Origin of the sequence: Janthinobacterium sp. TB1-E2 (assembly GCF_036885605.1) — a bacterium.
In the GTDB taxonomy this organism is placed as follows: domain Bacteria; phylum Pseudomonadota; class Gammaproteobacteria; order Burkholderiales; family Burkholderiaceae_D; genus Janthinobacterium; species Janthinobacterium aestuarii.
On record NZ_CP142523.1, the window covers coordinates 2,469,682 to 2,488,902 of the forward strand.

Sequence of the window (19,221 nt, forward strand, 5' to 3'; positions counted from 1 at the left end):
TGAACGGTTTTACTGTGTTTATATACAGTTTAAACCTTCAGCCGCCGCTTGCCCAGTGATTTTATGTTCAGTCAGCCGTGCTGTAGGCAAAATAGCTGTCGAACTTTTCACAGGGAATCAGTTCTGCGCGCAGGCTGGCCAGTTCGATATCGGTCAGCAATCCCCGGTGCGTTTCCGTGCGTCCCTTCGGCAGCGCCACCTCGTAATCGATGATGTCCCTGACCAGCAAGGCGTGCAACACTTCGGCTTGCCGCGCCGTCAGGTAGCGCGCGTGCGTGCCCAAGGTTTTAGCCAGTTGCTCCTTGAATGCTTCGTCGCTGACGCCGTTGTACGTATCCTGGTCCGCCATGCTGTTCAACAACATGTGAACCATGAAATCTTGCAGGTTTTTCGCCAGGTACTGGGCTTCATTGTCGTCATGCCACAGCAGCACGATGGGCATCTCGCCGTCTTGCGTGCTTGACGCGAAAAAGCAGTAGTGGTCGCCCGCGCCCGTTTGCGCAAACGGAATGAACTGGAAGGCGGGATCGATCTGCCGGTAATCGTCCGTATCCAGCAAGGTTTCGGCTTCCGCGGCGACGGCTTCGATGTTGAGCAATTCGAAATCGTCCGCATGCAGCAGCAGGGTGGGCCGCTCCGTCAAGGTGGGATAGACGAGCTTGTACCAGTCGGGCCCGTATTCGCCCACGGCCAGCATGCCGTCGCGCTCCAGCTGCCGATACAATGCGGGATAGGTGAAGCCGTGCTGCTGTTCAATTTCTGACAGTGTCATGTTTGCCCCGTTCAACGTGATTCGTGTGGGCATGATAGCCGAGGCCGTGCCTCGCACGCTTCACGGCAGCAACGATGGACATCATTAATAAACATTTAAGTTTGCTTATGTGGCATGGTCACGTATGCTTGCCAGACTAACATCCGCCGAACCCGCATGAAAAACATCATCCTGATTTCCGCCGCCTGCCTGCTGGCGCTGCTGTCGACCATCGGCGCCTCGCTGCCATACCCGATCCTGCCACCCCTGTTCGCGGCCGAGGCGCCGAATGCCTTCAACAATTTCCTGGGCTTGCCGTCCAAATTGCTGTTCGGCCTGGCGCTGACCATTAACCCGCTGGGCTTGCTGATCGGCTCGGCCTTGCTGGGCCCCTTGTCGGACCGCTATGGCCGCCGTCCCTTGCTGATGCGTACGGCCGTGGGCGCCGCCATCGGCCACGCCATCACGGCCTGGGCGCTGGTGATCCAGTCCTACCCTCTGTTCATCGTGGCCCGTTTCATCACGGGTTTGCTGGAAGGGAACGGCGCCGTGGCGCGCGCCATGCTGGCCGACCAGTTGACGGGGCCGCTGCGCCTGCGCGCCATGTCGTGGCTGAATGGCGCGTTTTACCTGGGCTGGCTGGTGGGCCCGATCCTGGCGGGCGCGACCCTGCATTGGGGTGTGACGGTACCGTTCTGGATTGCCGCCGCCGCCCTGATGCTCGTCGCCGTGCTGGTGGCCGTGGGTTTACAGCGTGAAACGCCCTCGCTATTGACGACGTCGTGGTGGCAAGTGGCGCGCGACCGCCATTCGCTCAATTTGCTGCGCCATGAGGAGCTGCGCACCCTGTTCATCGTGCAATTGGCGTTTACGTGCGGCGTGGCCAGTTTTTACGAGTTCTATCCGCTGTGGCTGGTCGAGACGGCCAATTACCATGCACAGGAGATTGCCTGGGTGAATGTGGGCCTGTGCGGCACGATGACCATCACGTCCTTGCTGGCGGGCGGTCCCAGCCGCCATGCGCCGCTGCTGCGGGCCTGCTGGTATGCGTGCGGTGTGGCGCTGGCCGTAGGGATATTGGCGCTGGGTAATATCTGGGTAGGCATCGCCGCCATCGTGCTGTTCGGCATTCCGAATGCCCTGTACAACACGGTGATACAGGGCTGGTGCGCCGAGCGCTTCAGCGCGCACGGACAGGGCGCCGTGATGGGTTTGCTGGCCACGACGTTTTGCATCGCCAACATCGTCGTCGCCCTCAGCGGTTCCGTGCTGACCCTGATCGATACGCGGCTGATCCTCGTCGCAGGCGCCTTGTCCGCCGCCTGGGCCGCGTGGCGCATGGCGGCCTGGCGCCGCCAGCTGGACGGCGCCGTCGAGGCGAAGGCATGCCAGGATTTCTGCAGCTAGGCTCAGGCTATTTCGGGGGGATGGGAGGGGGCGAATACCGGACCCTGCCGGTGGATTCTTGTAGGTGGTAGGTCGGATTAGCGCGCAAGCGCGTAATCCGACATCACCATTAACGCCAACAATGCGTCGGATTACTTTTTGGCAGCCTTCGGCTTGGCCGCCGGCGCTGCTTTTTCAGGCGCAGCAGTGGCACCGGTCGTGGCTTTTTCCGTGGCCTGCGCCACTTGCGCGCTGGCCTTGGCGATCTGCTCTTCGACGGTCTTCACGGCCTGTTTCGTGGCCTTGGTCACTTGCTCGTAGCCGAGGAAGGCATTGTCGATGGCGGCCTTGACGATGGCGACGGCGTTTTCCGAGCCTGGGGGCACGTTTTTCGTGACGTCGTAGATCAGGGCGCTCAGATTGCTTTTCGCTTCGGCCACGTGGGCTTCTGCGGCCGTGGTGAATTCCGTGTGGATTTCCTTGATGATGTCGTCGAGTTGCTGTTTATACGCTTTGGCGCCGGCCACGCCCGGTTGCAGCTGGGCAGCGGCGGCGGCCATGGCGGCCTTCGGATCCTTGGCCTGGCTGATTTCCTTGCCGGCGGCGATGCCATCCTCGATGCCGGACTTGGCGGTGGCCATGTTCAACGCCAGCACCTGTTCCACGCCTTGCACGGCCTTCGAGGTGAGGGTGTTGAAGGTCATCAGCTGGAATTCAAACAGGGCCTTGGTGGCCGATGCGAATTGTTCGGGATTCGTAAACATGTGGTCTCCTCGGTTTGAATAGATACGTTCTTATCGTTCCATACTCTTTCGACGCCGCAATGCCATCGCTTGCAATCAAGCCGGTGCCCCCGTGTGGTCATGGCCCCATTATTTAACAAGCGCCGGTTTTTCGCAACGGCTATCTTTGTACGGTCCCGAGGCCAGTTCCCAGCCAAATCCCAGGGTCGATTGGGCGCACGACAGGGTGCCGTCGATCTTGCTGCGCCATTTGTACCAGGGGGCAGGTCCGGCCATTGCGCAGGCGCACACTGCCAGCAAGGCCGTGGCGATCAGGTATTTCATGGGTGCTCCGAAAGAATGCTTGCGGGCATTGTAGCGCGCTTGCCGTTCAGGGCGCGGGCGATTGCGGCGCCACGGCGGGCAGCTGCAGGGTGAAGGTGGTGCCGCTGGCGTGGCCCGTGCTGCTGGTGGCGTCGATATGGCCGCCCAGCACGCCCGTGATGATGTTGTGCGCCACATGCAGGCCCAGGCCCGAGCCACCGGAACCGAGCTTGGTTGTGAAGAAAGGGTCGTAGACGTGCACGAGATCGTCGGCGGCGATGCCCACGCCCGTGTCGGCGATGGACATGGTGATCGTCTTGCCGTCGTCGCTGCCGCGCGCCCTGATGTGAATGGTGCCGCCGCTGCGGCCCTCGAAGGCGTGGCGCAGGCAGTTTTCCAGCAGGTTGCTCAGCACCTGGCCCAGCGGACCCGGATAGCTGTCCATGGCCAGGCCCTCAGGCACGTCCTGCGTCAGCGTCAAGCCGGCCGCCTTGAGCTGCGTGGACAGGGGCAGCATCAGCTCGGCCACGAACTGGCGCAGCAGGAAGTGGCGGCGCTGCGAGCTGGCGCGGTCGACGGCGATCTGTTTGAAGCTCGAGACGAGGTCGGCGGCGCGCTGCAGGTTGCGCAGCATGATGGCGTCGGCCTCGCTGGCCTGCGTCAGGTAGGCGCCCAGTTCGGAGCGGCGCAAGCCGTCGAGGAAGCTGGCCTGGATTTCGCGCGTGCGTTCGGCCATCGTGGTGGCCACCACCAGGCCGTTGCCGATCGGCGTATTGAGTTCATGCGCGATGCCGGCCACCAGCGCGCCGAGCGCGGCCAGCTTGTCGCGGCGCACCAGTTCTTCCTGCGTGATGGACAGGTTTTCCAGCGCGGCGGCCAATTCGCGGTTCGTCTGTTCCGAGTGTTCCTTGGCCTGCGTCAGGGCCGCCGTGCGTTCGGCCACCAGCTCTTCCAGGTGGGCGCGGTGGCGCTCCAGTTCGCGCTCGTGGCGCATGCGGCCAATCGCGATGCCGGCCAGGTCGGTCGCCGTGTCGATCAGCTCGAGGTCGCGCGCATCGGGCTTGCGCACATCGCGGTAGTACATGGCGAAGGAACCGAGTACGGCGCCATCCTGGCCGAAGATGGGGCGCGACCAGCAGGCGCGCAAGCCGAACGGCGCGGCCAGTTCGCGGTAGGGCGCCCACAGCGGATCGCACATGATGTCGCTGACCACCACCGGTTCGCGCAGGAACATGGCCGTGCCGCAAGAACCCACGCCGGGGCCGATGGCCACGCCTTCGAGCAGGGCCATGTAGTCTGGCGGCAGACTGGGGCCGGCCGCGCTGTGCATGTGGACGCCGTCGTCGTCGAGCAGCATGATGGAGCAGAGCACGCCGCGCGACTGGCCTTCGATCAGCAGCAGCAGCTGGTTCAGGGTCGGGATCAGCGGCGCGCCCTTGGCGACCATTTCCAGCAGGGCGCTCTGGCCCGAGCGCATCGCTTCGGCGAGGTTGCGTTCAGTCAAGTCGATGATGCGCGCATGCACGAGCTGGCGTCCCGGCACGGACAGGCGCATCAGCCGGATTTCGCAGGCGATCGGGCGTCTGTCGCGGTGGCAGCAGCTGGCGCGGAAGACGACGATCTTGCCTTGCAAGGTATCGCGGATCTTTTCTTCCAGCAGCTGCGGCGAGGCGCGGCCGTCGCTCTGATGCTGGGGGAACAGCGGCTCCATGCCGCCTTGCAGCAGCTCGGCCAGCGGCATGCCGAACAATTCTTCGGCCAGGTGGTTGGCGTCGATCAGCAGGCCGTTGTCGATATCGAACAGCAGCACGGCGTCGGGCGAGCCTGCCAGGATCGAGTGGTAATTGACTTCCAGCGTTTGCGGATGCAGGGGGCGCGGCGGCGTGGCCGCACGCGGCGCGGGCGCCTCGGCCTTGTGCAGCGCCAGTTCCATGAGGATTTTTTCCGCCACGTCGCGCGCGTTGAAGGGCATCTTGATGTAGTCGGAGGCGCCGGCGCCCACGCTGCGGCCCTGTTCCTCGGCGCTGGGCGTGGCCGACATCAGCAGCAGGGGCACGCTGTGGCGTCCGCCCGCATTGCGCAGGCGCATGCAGGTGGCGCCGATATTCGAGCCCGCCAGGGCCGCGTCGAGCAGGATCAGGTCCGTGCCGCCGGCCGCCAGTTCCACGCCTTCGTCGATATCGCCCGCCAGTCCCGTGCCCAGATTATGCCTGTCCAGCACATACAGCAGTTCGCGCACATCGTTCGGCGAATTGCTGACCAACAGTACATTGGCCCGGTCGGTGATGGAAGAAATCAACTGGTTCATGGTGTCGCGCCCTTACGCGTTTCATGGGCCTAGTATTACATCAAGGCAAGTAGGAGTAAACGATAATTCTTGATGACTCAAGGCAATGCGGATGGGTCTCGTTCACGCGGCGTTTTGTGCCGCGGGCGCCGTTGCCAGGTCGGCGCGCGCCTGTTCGATGCGCGGGTAATTATCCTCGATCCAGTCGACCAGCACGGCCAGGCGTTCTGCCGCCTCGCGCCCCAGCGGCGTGAGGCTGTATTCCACCTTGGGCGGTATCACCAGATACGCCTGGCGCAGCACGAAGCCGTCGCCCGCCAGCGCTTCCAGGGTTTGCGCCAGCATTTTTTCGCTGACGCCGCCCACTTCACGGCGCAGTTCGCTGAAGCGCCGGGTGCCGCTCAGCAGCAGTACCAGCACCAGCACGGCCCAGCGGCTGGTCAGGTGGCTGAGCACGGCGCGCGACGGGCAGGTGGCCGCCAGCAGGTGGGCGTCCTGGGTTTGCCGGGCGAGGGCGGCGCGCAGGCTGGCGCCGGGAGTGTCTGTGGACATGATAGTTGGCCTTGTTGAGGTGGATTGCATTCATACTTACCAAAAGGTACGTACTTACAATAAGTAAGTAATAGTCCTATTATAGGGTTTTACCACCCACGTACCAAGGAGAAATCATGATCGTCATCACCGGCGCCACAGGCAATCTGGGTCAGCACGTCATCGCCAGCCTGCTCAAATCCGTCCCCGCAGCCAATATCATCGCCGCCGTGCGCAACCCGGCCAAGGCCGCCGACCTGGCCGCCCGGGGCGTGCAAGTGCGCCAGGCCGATTACAACGATGGGGCCAGCCTCGACGTGGCGTTCAAGGGCGCAAGCAAGGTTTTGCTGATTTCGTCGAGCGAAGTAGGTCAGCGCGCGCAGCAGCACCAGAACGTCATCGATGCGGCCAAGCGCGCCGGCGTATCCCTGCTGGCCTATACCAGCGTCTTGCGCGCCGACACGTCGCCGCTGGGCCTGGCCGCCGAGCACGTGATCACGGAAGCGGCCATCCGCGCCTCCGGCCTGCCTTACAGTTTCCTGCGCAACGGCTGGTACCTGGAAAACCATACGGAACACCTGGCGCCCGTGCTCGAGCATGGCGTCGTGCTGGGTGCGGCGCAAAACGGGCGTTTCTCGTCCGCCGCGCGTGCCGACTACGCAGCGGCAGCTGCCGCCGTGCTGACGGCGGCCCAGCCGCAGGCCATCTATGAACTGGCTGGCGACCAAGGGTTCACCCTGGCCGAGTACGCGGCCGAAGTGGCGCGCCAGTCGGGCAAGGCGATCGTGTACAAGGATTTGCCGCAGGCGGATTTCAAGGCGGCGCTGGTGAGCGTGGGCGTGCCGGAAGGCTTTGCCGATCTGCTGGCCGACTCCGATGCGGGCACGGCCAAGGGCGGCCTGGAAGACCATGGCAAGCAATTGAGCGCGCTGATCGGCCGTCCGACGACGAGCCTGCTTGACGCCGTGAAGGCGGCGCTGGCGAAATAAGGGGGGAGGATGCCGTGGCAACGCGGCGTCCGGAAATGAAAAAAGCCGCAAACTCGTGAAAGTTTGCGGCTTTTTTGCGAATTAGGTAATGGTGCCCACGAAGGGACTCGAACCCCTACACCCGAAGGCACATGGACCTGAACCATGCGCGTCTACCAATTCCGCCACGTGGGCACTGATGCTGCTTGTTGCTTACTGCTATATCTCACTACTGTACTGCGGACTACAACGAAAACAACTCGTTGCTGGTGGTGCCCACGAAGGGACTCGAACCCCTACACCCGAAGGCACATGGACCTGAACCATGCGCGTCTACCAATTCCGCCACGTGGGCATTGTGCTGCTTGTTACTGCAATCTTACTACTTTACTGCGGATCACAACGATGAACAACTCGTTGCTGGTGGTGCCCACGAAGGGACTCGAACCCCTACACCCGAAGGCACATGGACCTGAACCATGCGCGTCTACCAATTCCGCCACGTGGGCATTGCTACTGCTTGCGGCTTGTCGCTGCGTGTTCTGCAGCGAGGACAAAATCATAAGGGCTGGCGCGCATTCGGTCAATCAACATTTTGCACTTTTCTTCAAGAAACATGTTTTTTCGTCTGAAAAGGGCTGTTCCCTATGAAGAAAGGCTGAGTCTGCCTATTTTTTCAGCGTTTTCCGCAGCTTTTTGTCCGCAGCCATGCCGGGTGAGTTACTTGCCGGAAGGAGAGGGCTTTTCGCTGCGGAAATGAAAAAAGCCGCAAACTCGTGAAAGTTTGCGGCTTTTTTGCGAATTAGGTAATGGTGCCCACGAAGGGACTCGAACCCCTACACCCGAAGGCACATGGACCTGAACCATGCGCGTCTACCAATTCCGCCACGTGGGCACTGATGCTGCTGTGACTTACTACATTACTGCTCGAGTACTTGTTGCCAAATAACTTAGCAACAATTCTGCTATTATAGCGACTTGAAGAGTTTTGCGCCAGATGAGCTTTCGCTCCATACTGCACATCAACCCTGTACCGCTTTCCTGCAACTGCATTCCCGTGAAGGTTTGTCGCTGCAAGAGACCGAGATTATAGAGCAATATTTGCCGAAGTCAAATGCATTGCGCAGCTTTTCTCCTTTTTTTCATCGGCGGGGCACTTGTTCGGTTTCCGCTACGCTGTCCGTTAGGCAAACCAAGGCGTCCTCCGGTACACTACCGGACATCACCGTGTCAATATTGACGGTGATGTCATCGGTCTTTGTCTTCCGTTTGATCACTGTCAATAACAACTATAGAAATACTTTTGAGCCAAAATACCCACACCATCCCCAGCCGGGAGGACATTCTCGGCATATTCCGCAGCGTCAACGCGCCTCTCGACCCGCAGTCTCTCGGGAAAACGCTGCAAGTGCATGCCGATTCCATGGATGTCCTGGTCCGTCGCCTGAAAGCGATGGAGCGCGACGGCCAGCTCAGGTCTGACGCCAGCGGTGTTTTCAGCCTGGCCGACCAGAGCGCGCTTGTCGCCGGTCGCGTCACCAGCCACCGCGATGGCTTCGGCTTCGTCATTCCCGACGACGCCAGCGCCGACCTGTTCCTGCCTGAGAAAGAAATGCAGAAAGTACTGCATGGCGACAAGGTCATGGCCCGCATCGTCGGCACGGACCGCCGCGGCCGCCCGGAAGGCACGATTGTCGAAGTCACCTACCGCGCCAATACCCACGTCATCGGCCGCCTGATCCAGGAAAACGGCACCTGGGTCGTGGCGCCGGAAGACCAGCGCATCGGCCAGGACATTCTGGTCACCGGTTCGGTGGGCAAGGCAAAAGCCGGCCAGATCGTCAGCGTCGAGCTGACCGAGCAACCGATGCGCTTCAAGCAGCCGGTCGGCAAGATCGTCGAAGTGCTGGGCGCTTTGGATGATCCCGGCATGGAAATTGAAATTGCCGTGCGCAAATTCAACGTGCCGCACATCTTTTCCGCCGCCGCCCTCAAGCAAGCTGAAAAGCTGCCGTTCGAAGTGCGCGCCGCCGACCTGAAAGACCGTGTCGACCTGCGCGACGTGCCTTTGGTGACCATCGATGGCGAGGACGCGCGCGATTTCGACGATGCCGTATATTGCGAGCCCGTCAAGATCGGCCGCGCCAACTGCTTCCGCCTGATCGTGGCGATTGCCGACGTCAGCCATTACGTGAAACCGAACGACGCGCTCGATATCGACGCGCTCGAGCGCAGCACGTCCGTCTACTTCCCGCGCCGCGTGATCCCGATGCTGCCGGAGAAACTGTCGAACGGCCTGTGCTCGCTGAACCCGGCCGTCGACCGCCTGACCCTCGTTTGCGACGCCGTCGTCAGCGACAAGGGCGAGCTGAAGGCTTACCAGTTCTATCCGGCCGTCATCCATTCGGCCGCGCGCCTCACGTATGACGAAGTCGCTGCCGTGCTGGGCAACACCAAGGGTCCCGAAGCGGCACGCCGCGCGGACATCCTGCCGCACCTGCAAAACCTGGAAGCCGTCTACCGCGCCTTGCTGAAAGCACGCACGGAGCGGGGCGCCATCGATTTCGAAACGACGGAAACGTATATCGTCTGCAATAGCGCCGGCAAGATCGAAAAGATCATTCCCCGCACGCGCAACGAAGCGCACAAGATCATCGAAGAGTGCATGCTGGCGGCCAACGTCTGCGCGGCCGATCTGTTGCTGCGTAACAAGCACCCAGGCACCTACCGCATTCACGCCAGCCCGACCAAGGAAAAGCTCACGCAAGTGCGCACTTTCCTGAAACAGGTCGGCCTGAACCTGACGGGCGGCGACACGCCATCGGCATCCGATTACCAGACCCTGATGCAGCAGATCAAGGAGCGTCCCGACGCGGCCCTGCTGCAAACGATGCTGCTGCGTTCGATGCAGCAAGCCGTCTACAGCCCGGACAATATCGGCCACTTCGGCCTGGCGTACGAGGCGTATGCCCACTTCACCAGCCCGATCCGCCGCTATCCCGACCTGCTGACGCACCGCGCCATCAAGGCCATCTTGCAAGGCAAGAAGTACGAGCCGAAGCTGTCCGAGAAGACCGTGCTGAACACGAACGTGTCGAACGCCACGCGCAAGCAGCAGGCCAAGGACAAGGCCGATGGCAAGCCGAAGAAGACGGATCTGACGATCTGGGACGCGCTGGGCGTGCATTGCTCGGCCAACGAGCGCCGCGCCGACGAAGCATCGCGCGACGTGGAAGCCTGGCTGAAGTGCTACTTCATGCAGGACAAGCTGGGCGAAGAGTTTACCGGCACGATCACCGGCGTGACTACCTTTGGCGTGTTCGTGCAGCTGGACACCCTGTTTGTCGAAGGCCTGGTGCACGTCACCGAGCTGGGCACCGACTACTTCCAGTACGACGACGCGCGCCATGAATTGCGCGGCGAACGTACGGGCAAGCGCTACCAGCTGACCGACCGTCTGACGGTGCAAGTGGCGCGTGTCGATCTGGAAACGCGCAAGATCGACCTGCGCCTGGTCACCGATGCGGAACTGGCGGGCGAAGAAGCGCCAGCCAAGCAAGCTGGCGGCAAGCGCAAGGGCGAAAAGAAATCGATGGTCAAGCCCGGTCCCGCGACCGAGCAGCGTCACGAGATCAAAACCAGCGTCAATGGCGGCGGCAACAATGGTGGCAAACCCGGCAAGGGTTCCGGCGGCCGTTCCAACGGCGCCAAGGCGCAAGCCAAGCCTGCAGCCAAGGAAGCCCCCAAGGCGGCAGCCCCCAAGGCCGCCGCGCCGAAGCGCAGCAAGAAACCAGCCGCGGCACCCGCTGCGGCGGCACCACGTGCAGCAAAAACTGTATCAAAATCAAGCAAGAACAAGCGATAAGCGATAGATAGATAATGAAGAATAAAATGATTTTCGGCTTCCACGCCGTCACCTCGCGTCTGCGTCATGAAGCGTCGTCCGTGGAAGAAATTTTCGTCGATGCCAGCCGCGTCGACGGCCGCATGAAGGACATGATCGCCGCCGCCAAGGCTGCCAACGTGCGCGTCATGCCCGTCGACTCGTCGCGTCTGGACAAGATCGTCGGCACGCGCCGCCACCAGGGCGTGATCGCGTTTGCCTCGCAACTGTCGCTGGCGCGCAATCTCGATGAGCTGCTGGACGCCATCGACGGCCCGCCGCTGCTGTTGATACTCGACGGCATCACCGACCCGCACAACCTGGGCGCCTGCCTGCGCGTGGCCGACGGCGTCGGCGCACATGCCGTCATCGTGCCGAAGGACCGCGCCGTGGGCTTGAACGCCACGGCCGCCAAGGTCGCCAGCGGCGCCGCCGAAACCGTCCCGTACATCACCGTGACGAATCTGGCGCGCACCATGCGTGAACTGAAAGAGCGCGGCATCTGGCTGATCGGCACCTCGGATGACGGCGAAAAAGGCTTGTACGAAGCCGATTTCACGGGCCCGACGGCCCTCGTCATGGGTTCCGAAGGCGAAGGCATGCGCCGTTTGACGCGCGACACCTGCGACATCCTCGTCAGCATCCCGATGTTCGGTTCCGTCGAGAGTCTGAACGTGTCCGTGGCATCGGGCGTATGTCTCTATGAAGCCCGCCGCCAGCGCATCGCGCTGGAAGCCTAAAAAACGTCCATGGCGGCGTTGCATTGCCTCGCCGTACATTCGTACTGTCTTCGGCAATGCGCCTTGCCCTGAACGTTTTGTAACGCTTCCAGAAAATCAGCCGCCGCCCTTGAGGCGGCGGTTGTTTATCTGCCTCTCCGGCAGCACGCCGCCGAATACGCTACCATTTGCGTTCCACCTTATCCATTTTCATTATGTTCCACCACCTGCGCGAAGACATCAACAGCATCATTGAACGTGACCCGGCCGCCCGCAATGGCTGGGAGGTGCTGACCTGTTATCCGGGCTTGCACGCCATCGTCATGCATGGCTGGGCGCACTGGTGCTGGACGCGGCGCATGAAGTGGGTGGGGCGCTTCATTTCCTATATCGCCCGGATCATCACGGGCATCGAGATCCATCCGGGCGCGGTCATCGGCCGGCGCGTCTTCATCGACCATGGCTTCGGCGTGGTGATCGGCGAGACGGCCATCGTCGGCGACGACTGCACCATCTACCAGGGCGTGACTCTGGGCGGCACCTCGCTGCACAGCGGCGCCAAGCGCCATCCGACCCTCGAGCGCGGCGTCATCGTCGGCGCCGGCGCGCAGGTGCTGGGCAGCTTCACGGTGGGCGAGTACGCCAAGGTGGGTTCGAACGCCGTGCTGTTGAAACCCGTGCCGTCCGGCGCGACGGCCGTCGGCAACCCCGCGCACATCGTGCAAAAGGATGTCAGCGCCCTGCGCGAAGGCAGCACGGCCCATTTGTTCGCCGCGTATGGCGTCACGCCCAACGGCGACGATCCGCTGTCGAAAGCCCTGCAAGGCTTGATCACGCATGCCGTGGCACAGGAACAGCGCATCGAAACCATCCTCGCCACGCTGAAGGCGGCCGGTATCTGCTGCCAGGCTGTGCCCGAGTGTGATAAATTCGATTCCGAGCAAATGAACAAGCTGGTTGATTAAGGATACAGGCATGACTACAGACGCAAACATAGCTGAAAACGCAGCAGAAAAAAGCACTGACAATCCGAATCTGCTCGACCCTTTCGAGATCCGCGTGCTGGCCGTGCTGGCCGAAAAGGAAGCGCTGACGCCGGACAGCTATCCGCTCTCGCTCAACGCGCTGACGAACGGCTGCAACCAGCTATCGAGCCGCGACCCCGTCATGGCCCTGTCCGAGGAAACCGTCTACGACGTGCTGCAGCGCCTGATGCAGCGCAAGTTCGTCAATGGCATCACGCAGGCGGGCGCCCGGGTCGCCAAGTACGAACACCGCATGCGCATCAAGTGGTCGCTGGAACAGGACAAGCTGGCCATCCTGACGATCTTGATGCTGCGCGGCTTGCAGACAGCGGGCGAAATCCGCAGCCGCAGCGGCAGGGTGCATGAATTCAAGTCCGTGGCGGAAGTGGAATCCGGCCTGCAATTTTTGATCGACAAATACCCGCCGCTGGTGGCCAAGCTGGCCGTCGCGCCTGGCGCCAAGGAACCGCGCTACGGACACTTGCTGGGTGGTGAAGAGGCGCTGGCGCAGATCGAGACGGCGGCGGGCTACGCCGGCGCCGTCAGCGCGCCGCAACAGGGCAGTCGCGTCGCGCAGCTGGAACAGGAAGTGCTGCAGCTGCGCAGCGACTTCGATGGCCTGGCGGCGCAGTTCGAGGCGTTCCGCAAGCAGTTCGAATAACGTCACTGCACGCATGACTTTTTCCTTCCTGTGCCGCTCCTGCGGCGAAACCCACACGGGCATGCCCAGCTTCGGCGCCGATGCGCCGTGGCTGTATGAGCAGATGGCGCCGGCCGAGCGCGAAGCGCGCTGCCAGCTCGACAGCGACGCCTGCATCGTCGACGAAGAACACTGTTTCGTGCGCGCCACCATCGACATCCCCGTGCATGGCTCGGATGAGCCGTTCAGCTGGGGCGTGTGGGTGTCCTTGAGCGGCGAGAGCTTCGACTCCTGGGATGCCTGCTTCAATGACGCGCAGCGGGCGCACATCGGCCCCTTCTTCGGCTGGCTCAGCACTCAGCTGCCCGTGTACCCGGATACCCTGAACCTGAAAACCCGCGTCCACCTGCGCGACGATGGCGTGCGCCCATCCATCGAGCTGGAGCCGACGGAGCATCCGCTGGCCATCGAACAGCGCGACGGCATCACGGCAGAGCGGGTGGCCGAGCTGTATGCGCGGCTGGTGCCTGCCGCGTGACAGGCCCGGCTTTGCCGCCGCGCCCTGTCAGTCCGCTCGCGTTTCCGGTATCATTCGGCATGAATAATATTTCCTTCCAACCGTTTGTTATTGGTGTCGCTGGCGGAAGCGGCAGTGGCAAGTCCACCGTATCACAGCAGGTGCTCGCGTCCTTCGGCGCCGACATGGTCTCGGTCGTGATGCAGGACGACTACTACTGCGACCAAACCCATCTCTCCCCTGAAGTCCGGCGCCAGCAGAATTACGACCATCCGCAGGCGTTCGAGTGGCCATTGCTGGTGCGGCATATCCAGGCCTTGCGCAATGGCGAAGCGATCGAGATGCCCGAGTACGACTTCACGCTGCACAACCGCTCCAACCGGACCATCCCCGTCAAGCCGGCGCCCGTGATCGTGATCGAAGGCCTGTTTGCCTTGTATGACGAAGACTTGCGCAACATGATGTCGCTGAAGATCTTTGTCGACACGGCTTCCGACGTGCGCTTCATCCGCCGCATGCAGCGCGATATCACGGAACGTGGCCGCTCGGTGGAAAGCGTCATCGAGCAGTATCTGGAAACGGTACGCCCGATGCACAAGCAATTCATCGAGCCGACCAAGCGCAATGCCGATGTCATCTTGCCGCATGGCGCCAACGGCCCCGCGGTCGACATGATCACGGCCAAGGTGGCCAGTGTCATCGGCCGCCTGAAGCCTGCCGGTTAACAGCCCGCCAGCTTACCGTTCCCCCATCGATTCCGAGAACGTCTTGGTGATCGGTTTCGTCAGGTAGCGCAAGACCGTCTTGCGGCCCGTGTTGATTTCCACGGTGGCCGTCATGCCGGGCTGGATCAGGATCGGCTCGCCATTCTTGCCCATCAGGTTGCGCCCGCTGGTCTTGATCTGCACGCGGTAGTACGGCTGCTCGTTGCCCTTGTTATCTTCACTTAAGGTGTCCGCGCTGATGTAGCTGACGGTGCCGCGCAGGCGCCCGTAAATGCCGTAGTCGTAGGCGTCGAGCTTCACGGCCGTGGGCAGGCCAGGCTTGATGAAGGCGATGTCGGCCGGTTTGACTTTCGCTTCGATGATCAGGTCATCGTCTGTCGGCACGATCTGCAGGATTTCCTCGCCCGGCTTGGCCACGCCGCCCAGGGTAGTGAGGCGCACGTTGCGCACGATGCCGTCCGTGGGGGCGTAGATATCCGTCGAACCCAGCTGCTCCTTGCGCTGGGTGACCGTCTGCAGCACGCCGGCCAGGTCTTCCTGGGCTTTCACCAGATCCGTCTGGCTATCCTGCAGATATTTGTTGCGCCGGTTGGTGATCTGCGCCTGGATGTCGACCACTTGCCGCCGCAGTTTCAGCACTTCGGCGCGGCTGACGTCTCCCGTTTCCAGCAGCGGCAGGTTCATTTCCAGTTCTTCCTTGATCAGCTTCATGGCGCTTTCCAGCGAGCCCACCTCCGCCTGCACGGCGCCCTGGCGCTTGCTGAACAGGGCCAGCTGGTTGGCGCGAAACTCCGGAAACGCCTGCAGTTCGGGCGGGAACTTCGGCGCGCCGCCAAACACCTCGGCTTGCAAACGCGCCACGGCCGCCTTCAGTCCCGCCGCCTTGGCCGTGCTTTCCAGGTAGCTTGTCTCGGCCCGCGTGCGGTCGAAGCGGGCCAGTAATGCTCCCTTTTTCACCACGCTGCCTTCGTGCACACGCAGTTCGGCCAGCACGCCGCCATCGGCCACCTGGATGATCTGGTTGCGCGAACTGGCGATCACCTGGCCGTTGGCGCGCGTGACCTGGTCCAGCTCCGCCCACGAAGCCCAGGCGATGATGCCGGCCAGCGCCGCCGTGCAGCTCCAGATCAGCACCCGTCCCCGTTTCGCTTCCTCTTTCGCTTCGACCTTGGCCAGTTTCATGCGACGGCTCCTTGCGCCACCGGCGCCGTTGCGGAACTGGGCACGGCCTGCGGCTTGCCCGACAGCTTGGCCAGGACAAAGTCGCGCGGGCCGTCGAGCAGCGCCCGTCCCGCCTGCAGCACCACCAGGCGGTCGAGCAGGGGCAAGAGGGCGTTCTTGTGCGTGGTGGCGACCATGGTCACGCCTTCGGCCGCCAGTTCGCCCAGCAGCCCCACGATGCGCGCTTCCGTCTTCGCGTCCATGGCGCCCGTCGGTTCATCGAGCAGCCAGATGCGCGGCTTGGCCAGCAGCAGGCGCGTGACGGCGATCAATTGCCGCTGGCCGCCAGACACGCCGCGCCCGCCTTCGGTGATGCCCAGCGCCAGTCCCCGTGGCTGGCCCAGTATCAGCTCGATCAGGCCCGTGCGCTTTGCCGCCGCGAGGATCGCTTCCTCGCCCGGGTCGGCCAGTCCCAATAACAGATTGTCGCGCAGGGTGCCGCTGAACAGCCGCGTTTCCTGCGGCAGGTAGCCGACCATTTCGCGTACCACGGCCGGCGCCAGCAGGGCCATGTCGACGTCGCCCAGGTACACCTTGCCCTCGGCCGGCTGGTACAGGCCCGAGGCCAGTTTCAGCAGGGTGCTCTTGCCCGAGCCGATGGCGCCCACCAGGCCGACCCGTTCGCCGGGGCGGATGGCGAGATTTTCCACTTCCAGCGCCACCTTTTGCGCGCCGCCGTACGTAAAGCGGATGCGCTCGAAGCGCAATCCCGTATCGAGGCTGCGCGGCGTCAGCGCGAACTGCGCGGTGTCGGCCTCGTTGGGCAGGCTGATGACCTGTTCCAGGCCGTCGATCGAGGCGCGCGCATGCGCCCACTGCACCATCACGGCGGGCAGCTGCACGATGGGCATCAGGGCGCGGTTGCTGATGATGGTGCACGCCATCAGGGCGCCCATGGTCATCTGGTTCTCGGCCACGAACCACGCGCCCATGGAGATCAGCGCCACGTTGGTCAGCTGCTGGAAGGCGGCCGTGATGTTTTGCGACAGGGCCGCATAGTCGCGGATATTCTGTTCCGCGTGGCTGGTCTCGGCCACCAGTTCGGCCCAGCGCGCCTGCATCATCCATTCGGCGCTGCTGCCCTTGAGCGTTTCCACACCATCGACGGCTTCCACCAGCAAGCCTGCCTTGCGGTTGCTGGCGTTGAGGTTCTTGCGCGTATGGATCTGGATGGCGCGCTGGAACATCAGCCCGCACACGAGGGCCAGCGGCAGGGCCACCAGCGGCACCACCACGAGCCAGCCGCCGATGATGGTGATCATGGCGAGGAAAATCACGGCGAAGGGCACGTCCGTCAGCACGAACAGCGAGGTCGACGTGAGCACGCCACGCACCATTTCAAAGCCTTTGACCTGCGCCGCCAGAGTGCCGACGGAAGCGGGACGCGCCTCCATGCGGATGCCCAGCATGCGCTGGAAAAACCATTCGGACAATTCATGGTCGACGTCATTGCATGAGTGGTCGACGATGCGGCTGCGCACCTGCTTGAGGATGAATTCCAGGCCGATCGACAGCGCCACGCCCACCACCAGCACCCACAGGGTGCTGAAGCTCTGGTTCGGGATCACGCGGTCGTACACCTGCATGGAAAACAGCGAGGTGGCCATGGTCAGCAGGGTCACCAGCGCGGTGGCCAGCACGGCGTCGACAAACACGCTTTTCTTCAGCCACAGGGCCTTGCGCACCAGATCCAGTGCGCCAGGGCGGGCACCGCTTTTTCCGCTGCGGCGCGGCAGGCCCACGCAAGCTAAACCTGCCAGCGAGGCCAGTTGCAAGGCGCGCCCGTCGATGCCTTCGCCGCGCCAGGCGCCGTCGGCGCCGCGCGACTGCAGCAAGCCCCAGCCCGTGCTGGCGCTGTAGACGGCGAATGGCAGCTCGCCCGGCGTCGGCTCGTGCAGCGGGCGCGCCGCGCCTTCCAGCCCGGCCGCCTGCCAGATGGCGGTAAGCACCATGGCGGGCGCGCCGCTGCCGTCGATATCTTCGAGCTGGCGCTGCAGGTCGGCCAGGCGCGCGGCCGCCAGATGCTGGCCTGTCAGGCGGGCGGCCCGTTCGACGAGTGTCAGCAAGCCATGTTTGATGGAGGTATCCACGCTGTCTCCTGTCTGCATCATGTCGGTGTCAATTCGCGCGCGCCAGGCCCGGCGGCGCCGTGCGCCCGGCCAGGGTGCCCGTCTGCGCGGCCAGGCGCAGGCTGGCGGCAATCGCCTGCGCGCGCGTGTCTTCCAGCGAAAACCGCGCCTGGGTTGCTTCGCGCACGGCGTTGAGCACGTCGTTCCAGCTCTTGCGGCCGATCACGTACTGGCGTGCATACGATTCGAATACCTGCGTCGAGGTGGTGCTGGCCTCGCCCGCGTTGCCCAGGCGCTGGCGGCTTGCCTCGGCCTCGTTCCAGTCCAGGGTGAAACGCTCGCGCACCTCGCGTTCGGCCACGTCGTGCGCGGCGCGCGCGCCTTCGCGCCGGGCCACAGCCGCGTCCACGCCGGCCTTGGCCGACAAGCCGGCGCCCGGCTGCGCCTGCAGCACCAGCATGGCGCGCGCGCGGTTGTCGGCATTGATGCCGCCGCCCGTGGGCTTTTCCATGCGCAGCACCACCTTCGGCATGTAGGCCGAGCGCTGCATGGTGATCTCGGAATCGGCCGCCTGCGCCTCGAAATCGAGGCGCTGCAGGGTAGGGGAGTAGCCGATGGCCTGGCGCATGACCCGTTCCAGGCTGGCGTCGGGCAGCGGTTCGCCCACGCCGATGCCGGCGGCGGTGACGAGGCGCACGGGTTTGCCGGCCAGCTGCGACAGCTGCGCCAGCGCGTTTTCCTGCGCCTGGCGCGCATTCGACACGTCGTTGGCCGCCTGGTAGGCGCGCGACTCGGCCAGGCGCTGATCCGTTTGCGAACTGACCGACTGCGCCACGCGGCGCTTGATCATGTCCAGCAGGCGCTGGTGCTCGGCCAGCCCCTCTTCGGCCGAGCGCATGCGCGCCGTCTGGCGCAGCGCTTCCGTGTAGGCGGCGATCACGCGCAGCGAGAGGGTCAGGCGTTCTTCCTCAATGGCCGCGCCGGCCGCGTCGACCCGGCTGCCGGCCGCATCGATGCCGGCGTCGATGCGCCCGCCGCTCCACAGCGGCTGCTCGATGCGCACCACGCCGCCCGTTTCCTGCGAACCCGTGGGGACTTCGGCCGACAGGCTGGGGAAGCGCTGCCATTGCGCGCCATCGAGGTCGGCGCGCGCGGCAGCCTGCGCCGAACGCTTGCCCTGCACGGCGGGATGGCTTTGCAGCGCCTGCTGCAAGACCTGGTCGAAGCTCCAGGCGGTGGCGCCCTGGGCCTGGGCGAAGGAGTTGATGGATGTCATCGCCATGGCCGCCAGTAAGGCCGCGATGCGTGGCAGTACAAACAATGCTGGGAAACCGCGTAATCTCATCCCGTATTTTTCCGGCACCAGGCCTGACGCATTTCAAGGTAGGGGCGGGAGCGCGCTGCCGCACGCTCCCGCTGCCGTGCCAGGCGCGCTGCCTGGCGTGGGTGGACT

The 19,221-nt window shown here is 63.5% G+C and carries 16 protein-coding genes and 4 tRNA genes; 8 read left to right on the forward strand and 12 right to left on the reverse strand.

Features of this window, described 5'->3' with window-relative positions:
* Positions 1–67: 67 nt before the first annotated feature.
* A complete protein-coding gene (locus OPV09_RS11175) occupies positions 68–772 on the reverse strand; it encodes an SMI1/KNR4 family protein (protein ID WP_338681691.1) in 705 nt (234 codons plus the stop codon).
* A gap of 156 nt (positions 773–928) precedes the next feature.
* Here OPV09_RS11175 and OPV09_RS11180 point away from each other — a divergent pair, with 156 nt between their 5' ends.
* A complete protein-coding gene (locus OPV09_RS11180) occupies positions 929–2,158 on the forward strand; it encodes an MFS transporter (protein ID WP_219329798.1) in 1,230 nt (409 codons plus the stop codon).
* A 131-nt stretch (positions 2,159–2,289) separates the two neighbouring features.
* Here the strand turns inward: OPV09_RS11180 and phaP are convergent, their stop codons facing one another.
* The 4 genes from phaP to OPV09_RS11200 all read right to left on the reverse strand — a co-directional run bounded on the left by phaP (position 2,290) and on the right by OPV09_RS11200 (position 6,022).
* On the reverse strand, positions 2,290–2,901 hold the full coding sequence (phaP, locus tag OPV09_RS11185) for a TIGR01841 family phasin (protein ID WP_331777697.1): 612 nt from the start codon (positions 2,899–2,901) through the stop codon (positions 2,290–2,292).
* 108 nt (positions 2,902–3,009) lie between these two features.
* A complete protein-coding gene (locus OPV09_RS11190; protein WP_034755105.1) occupies positions 3,010–3,204 on the reverse strand; it encodes a hypothetical protein in 195 nt (64 codons plus the stop codon).
* A gap of 46 nt (positions 3,205–3,250) precedes the next feature.
* The gene (locus tag OPV09_RS11195; RefSeq protein WP_338681696.1) at positions 3,251–5,491 is read right to left on the reverse strand and encodes an ATP-binding protein; all 2,241 of its coding nucleotides are present in this window, start codon (positions 5,489–5,491) and stop codon (positions 3,251–3,253) included.
* Between the two features lie 102 nt (positions 5,492–5,593).
* Entirely contained in the window at positions 5,594–6,022 is a 429-nt protein-coding gene (locus OPV09_RS11200; RefSeq protein ID WP_070304194.1) for a winged helix-turn-helix transcriptional regulator, read from the reverse strand.
* Between the two features lie 116 nt (positions 6,023–6,138).
* Between OPV09_RS11200 and OPV09_RS11205 the strand changes: the two genes are divergently transcribed.
* Positions 6,139–6,990 carry an SDR family oxidoreductase gene (locus OPV09_RS11205; protein ID WP_338681699.1) on the forward strand — a complete coding sequence of 284 codons (852 nt, stop codon included), beginning with the start codon at positions 6,139–6,141 and terminating at the stop codon, positions 6,988–6,990.
* An 89-nt stretch (positions 6,991–7,079) separates the two neighbouring features.
* Here the strand turns inward: OPV09_RS11205 and OPV09_RS11210 are convergent.
* The 4 genes from OPV09_RS11210 to OPV09_RS11225 form a co-directional block, all read right to left on the reverse strand.
* Positions 7,080–7,164, reverse strand: a tRNA-Leu gene (locus OPV09_RS11210).
* 75 nt (positions 7,165–7,239) lie between these two features.
* Positions 7,240–7,324, reverse strand: a tRNA-Leu gene (locus OPV09_RS11215).
* A 69-nt stretch (positions 7,325–7,393) separates the two neighbouring features.
* A tRNA-Leu gene (locus OPV09_RS11220) sits at positions 7,394–7,478 on the reverse strand.
* Between the two features lie 301 nt (positions 7,479–7,779).
* Positions 7,780–7,864, reverse strand: a tRNA-Leu gene (locus tag OPV09_RS11225).
* 408 nt (positions 7,865–8,272) lie between these two features.
* Here OPV09_RS11225 and rnr point away from each other — a divergent pair.
* From rnr to udk, 6 genes are all read left to right on the forward strand, one after another.
* Positions 8,273–10,834 carry a ribonuclease R gene (gene rnr / locus OPV09_RS11230; protein WP_331777700.1) on the forward strand — a complete coding sequence of 854 codons (2,562 nt, stop codon included), beginning with the start codon at positions 8,273–8,275 and terminating at the stop codon, positions 10,832–10,834.
* Positions 10,835–10,848: 14 nt separating this feature from the next.
* Positions 10,849–11,592, forward strand: coding sequence for a 23S rRNA (guanosine(2251)-2'-O)-methyltransferase RlmB (rlmB, locus tag OPV09_RS11235; RefSeq protein ID WP_034756912.1), 744 nt, complete (start codon positions 10,849–10,851; stop codon positions 11,590–11,592).
* 194 nt (positions 11,593–11,786) lie between these two features.
* Positions 11,787–12,536, forward strand: a complete 750-nt coding sequence (gene cysE, locus OPV09_RS11240) for a serine O-acetyltransferase (RefSeq protein ID WP_338681703.1) — start codon at positions 11,787–11,789, stop codon at positions 12,534–12,536.
* A 10-nt stretch (positions 12,537–12,546) separates the two neighbouring features.
* Positions 12,547–13,257, forward strand: a complete 711-nt coding sequence (locus OPV09_RS11245) for a YceH family protein (protein WP_046684714.1) — start codon at positions 12,547–12,549, stop codon at positions 13,255–13,257.
* A gap of 13 nt (positions 13,258–13,270) precedes the next feature.
* A complete protein-coding gene (locus OPV09_RS11250; RefSeq protein ID WP_338681705.1) occupies positions 13,271–13,774 on the forward strand; it encodes a DUF2199 domain-containing protein in 504 nt (167 codons plus the stop codon).
* A gap of 59 nt (positions 13,775–13,833) precedes the next feature.
* On the forward strand, positions 13,834–14,478 hold the full coding sequence (gene udk / locus OPV09_RS11255; protein ID WP_319992652.1) for a uridine kinase: 645 nt from the start codon (positions 13,834–13,836) through the stop codon (positions 14,476–14,478).
* A 12-nt stretch (positions 14,479–14,490) separates the two neighbouring features.
* On the opposite strand, the gene OPV09_RS11260 is transcribed toward udk, so the two are convergent.
* The 3 genes from OPV09_RS11260 to OPV09_RS11270 are packed head-to-tail and all read right to left on the reverse strand — an operon-like array spanning position 14,491 to position 19,044.
* The gene (locus tag OPV09_RS11260) at positions 14,491–15,660 is read right to left on the reverse strand and encodes an HlyD family type I secretion periplasmic adaptor subunit (RefSeq protein WP_219329792.1); all 1,170 of its coding nucleotides are present in this window, start codon (positions 15,658–15,660) and stop codon (positions 14,491–14,493) included.
* The gene (locus OPV09_RS11265; RefSeq protein WP_338681708.1) at positions 15,657–17,789 is read right to left on the reverse strand and encodes an ATP-binding cassette domain-containing protein; all 2,133 of its coding nucleotides are present in this window, start codon (positions 17,787–17,789) and stop codon (positions 15,657–15,659) included. Before OPV09_RS11265 ends, OPV09_RS11260 begins: the two co-directional genes overlap by 4 nt.
* 28 nt (positions 17,790–17,817) lie before the next feature.
* Positions 17,818–19,044, reverse strand: a complete 1,227-nt coding sequence (locus OPV09_RS11270) for a TolC family protein (RefSeq protein WP_338681710.1) — start codon at positions 19,042–19,044, stop codon at positions 17,818–17,820.
* Positions 19,045–19,221 lie beyond the last annotated feature (177 nt).

What these genes read in the sequence shown, in the direction of transcription:
- OPV09_RS11175 (WP_338681691.1), bottom strand. Translation starts at nt 772, where the DNA reads ATGACACTGTCAGAAATTGAACAGCAGCACGGCTTCACCTATCCCGCA.
- OPV09_RS11180 (WP_219329798.1), top strand. Translation starts at nt 929, where the DNA reads ATGAAAAACATCATCCTGATTTCCGCCGCCTGCCTGCTGGCGCTGCTG.
- phaP (WP_331777697.1), bottom strand. Translation starts at nt 2,901, where the DNA reads ATGTTTACGAATCCCGAACAATTCGCATCGGCCACCAAGGCCCTGTTT.
- OPV09_RS11190 (WP_034755105.1), bottom strand. Translation starts at nt 3,204, where the DNA reads ATGAAATACCTGATCGCCACGGCCTTGCTGGCAGTGTGCGCCTGCGCA.
- OPV09_RS11195 (WP_338681696.1), bottom strand. Translation starts at nt 5,491, where the DNA reads ATGAACCAGTTGATTTCTTCCATCACCGACCGGGCCAATGTACTGTTG.
- OPV09_RS11200 (WP_070304194.1), bottom strand. Translation starts at nt 6,022, where the DNA reads ATGTCCACAGACACTCCCGGCGCCAGCCTGCGCGCCGCCCTCGCCCGG.
- OPV09_RS11205 (WP_338681699.1), top strand. Translation starts at nt 6,139, where the DNA reads ATGATCGTCATCACCGGCGCCACAGGCAATCTGGGTCAGCACGTCATC.
- rlmB (WP_034756912.1), top strand. Translation starts at nt 10,849, where the DNA reads ATGAAGAATAAAATGATTTTCGGCTTCCACGCCGTCACCTCGCGTCTG.
- cysE (WP_338681703.1), top strand. Translation starts at nt 11,787, where the DNA reads ATGTTCCACCACCTGCGCGAAGACATCAACAGCATCATTGAACGTGAC.
- OPV09_RS11245 (WP_046684714.1), top strand. Translation starts at nt 12,547, where the DNA reads ATGACTACAGACGCAAACATAGCTGAAAACGCAGCAGAAAAAAGCACT.
- OPV09_RS11250 (WP_338681705.1), top strand. Translation starts at nt 13,271, where the DNA reads ATGACTTTTTCCTTCCTGTGCCGCTCCTGCGGCGAAACCCACACGGGC.
- udk (WP_319992652.1), top strand. Translation starts at nt 13,834, where the DNA reads ATGAATAATATTTCCTTCCAACCGTTTGTTATTGGTGTCGCTGGCGGA.
- OPV09_RS11260 (WP_219329792.1), bottom strand. Translation starts at nt 15,660, where the DNA reads ATGAAACTGGCCAAGGTCGAAGCGAAAGAGGAAGCGAAACGGGGACGG.
- OPV09_RS11270 (WP_338681710.1), bottom strand. Translation starts at nt 19,044, where the DNA reads ATGACATCCATCAACTCCTTCGCCCAGGCCCAGGGCGCCACCGCCTGG.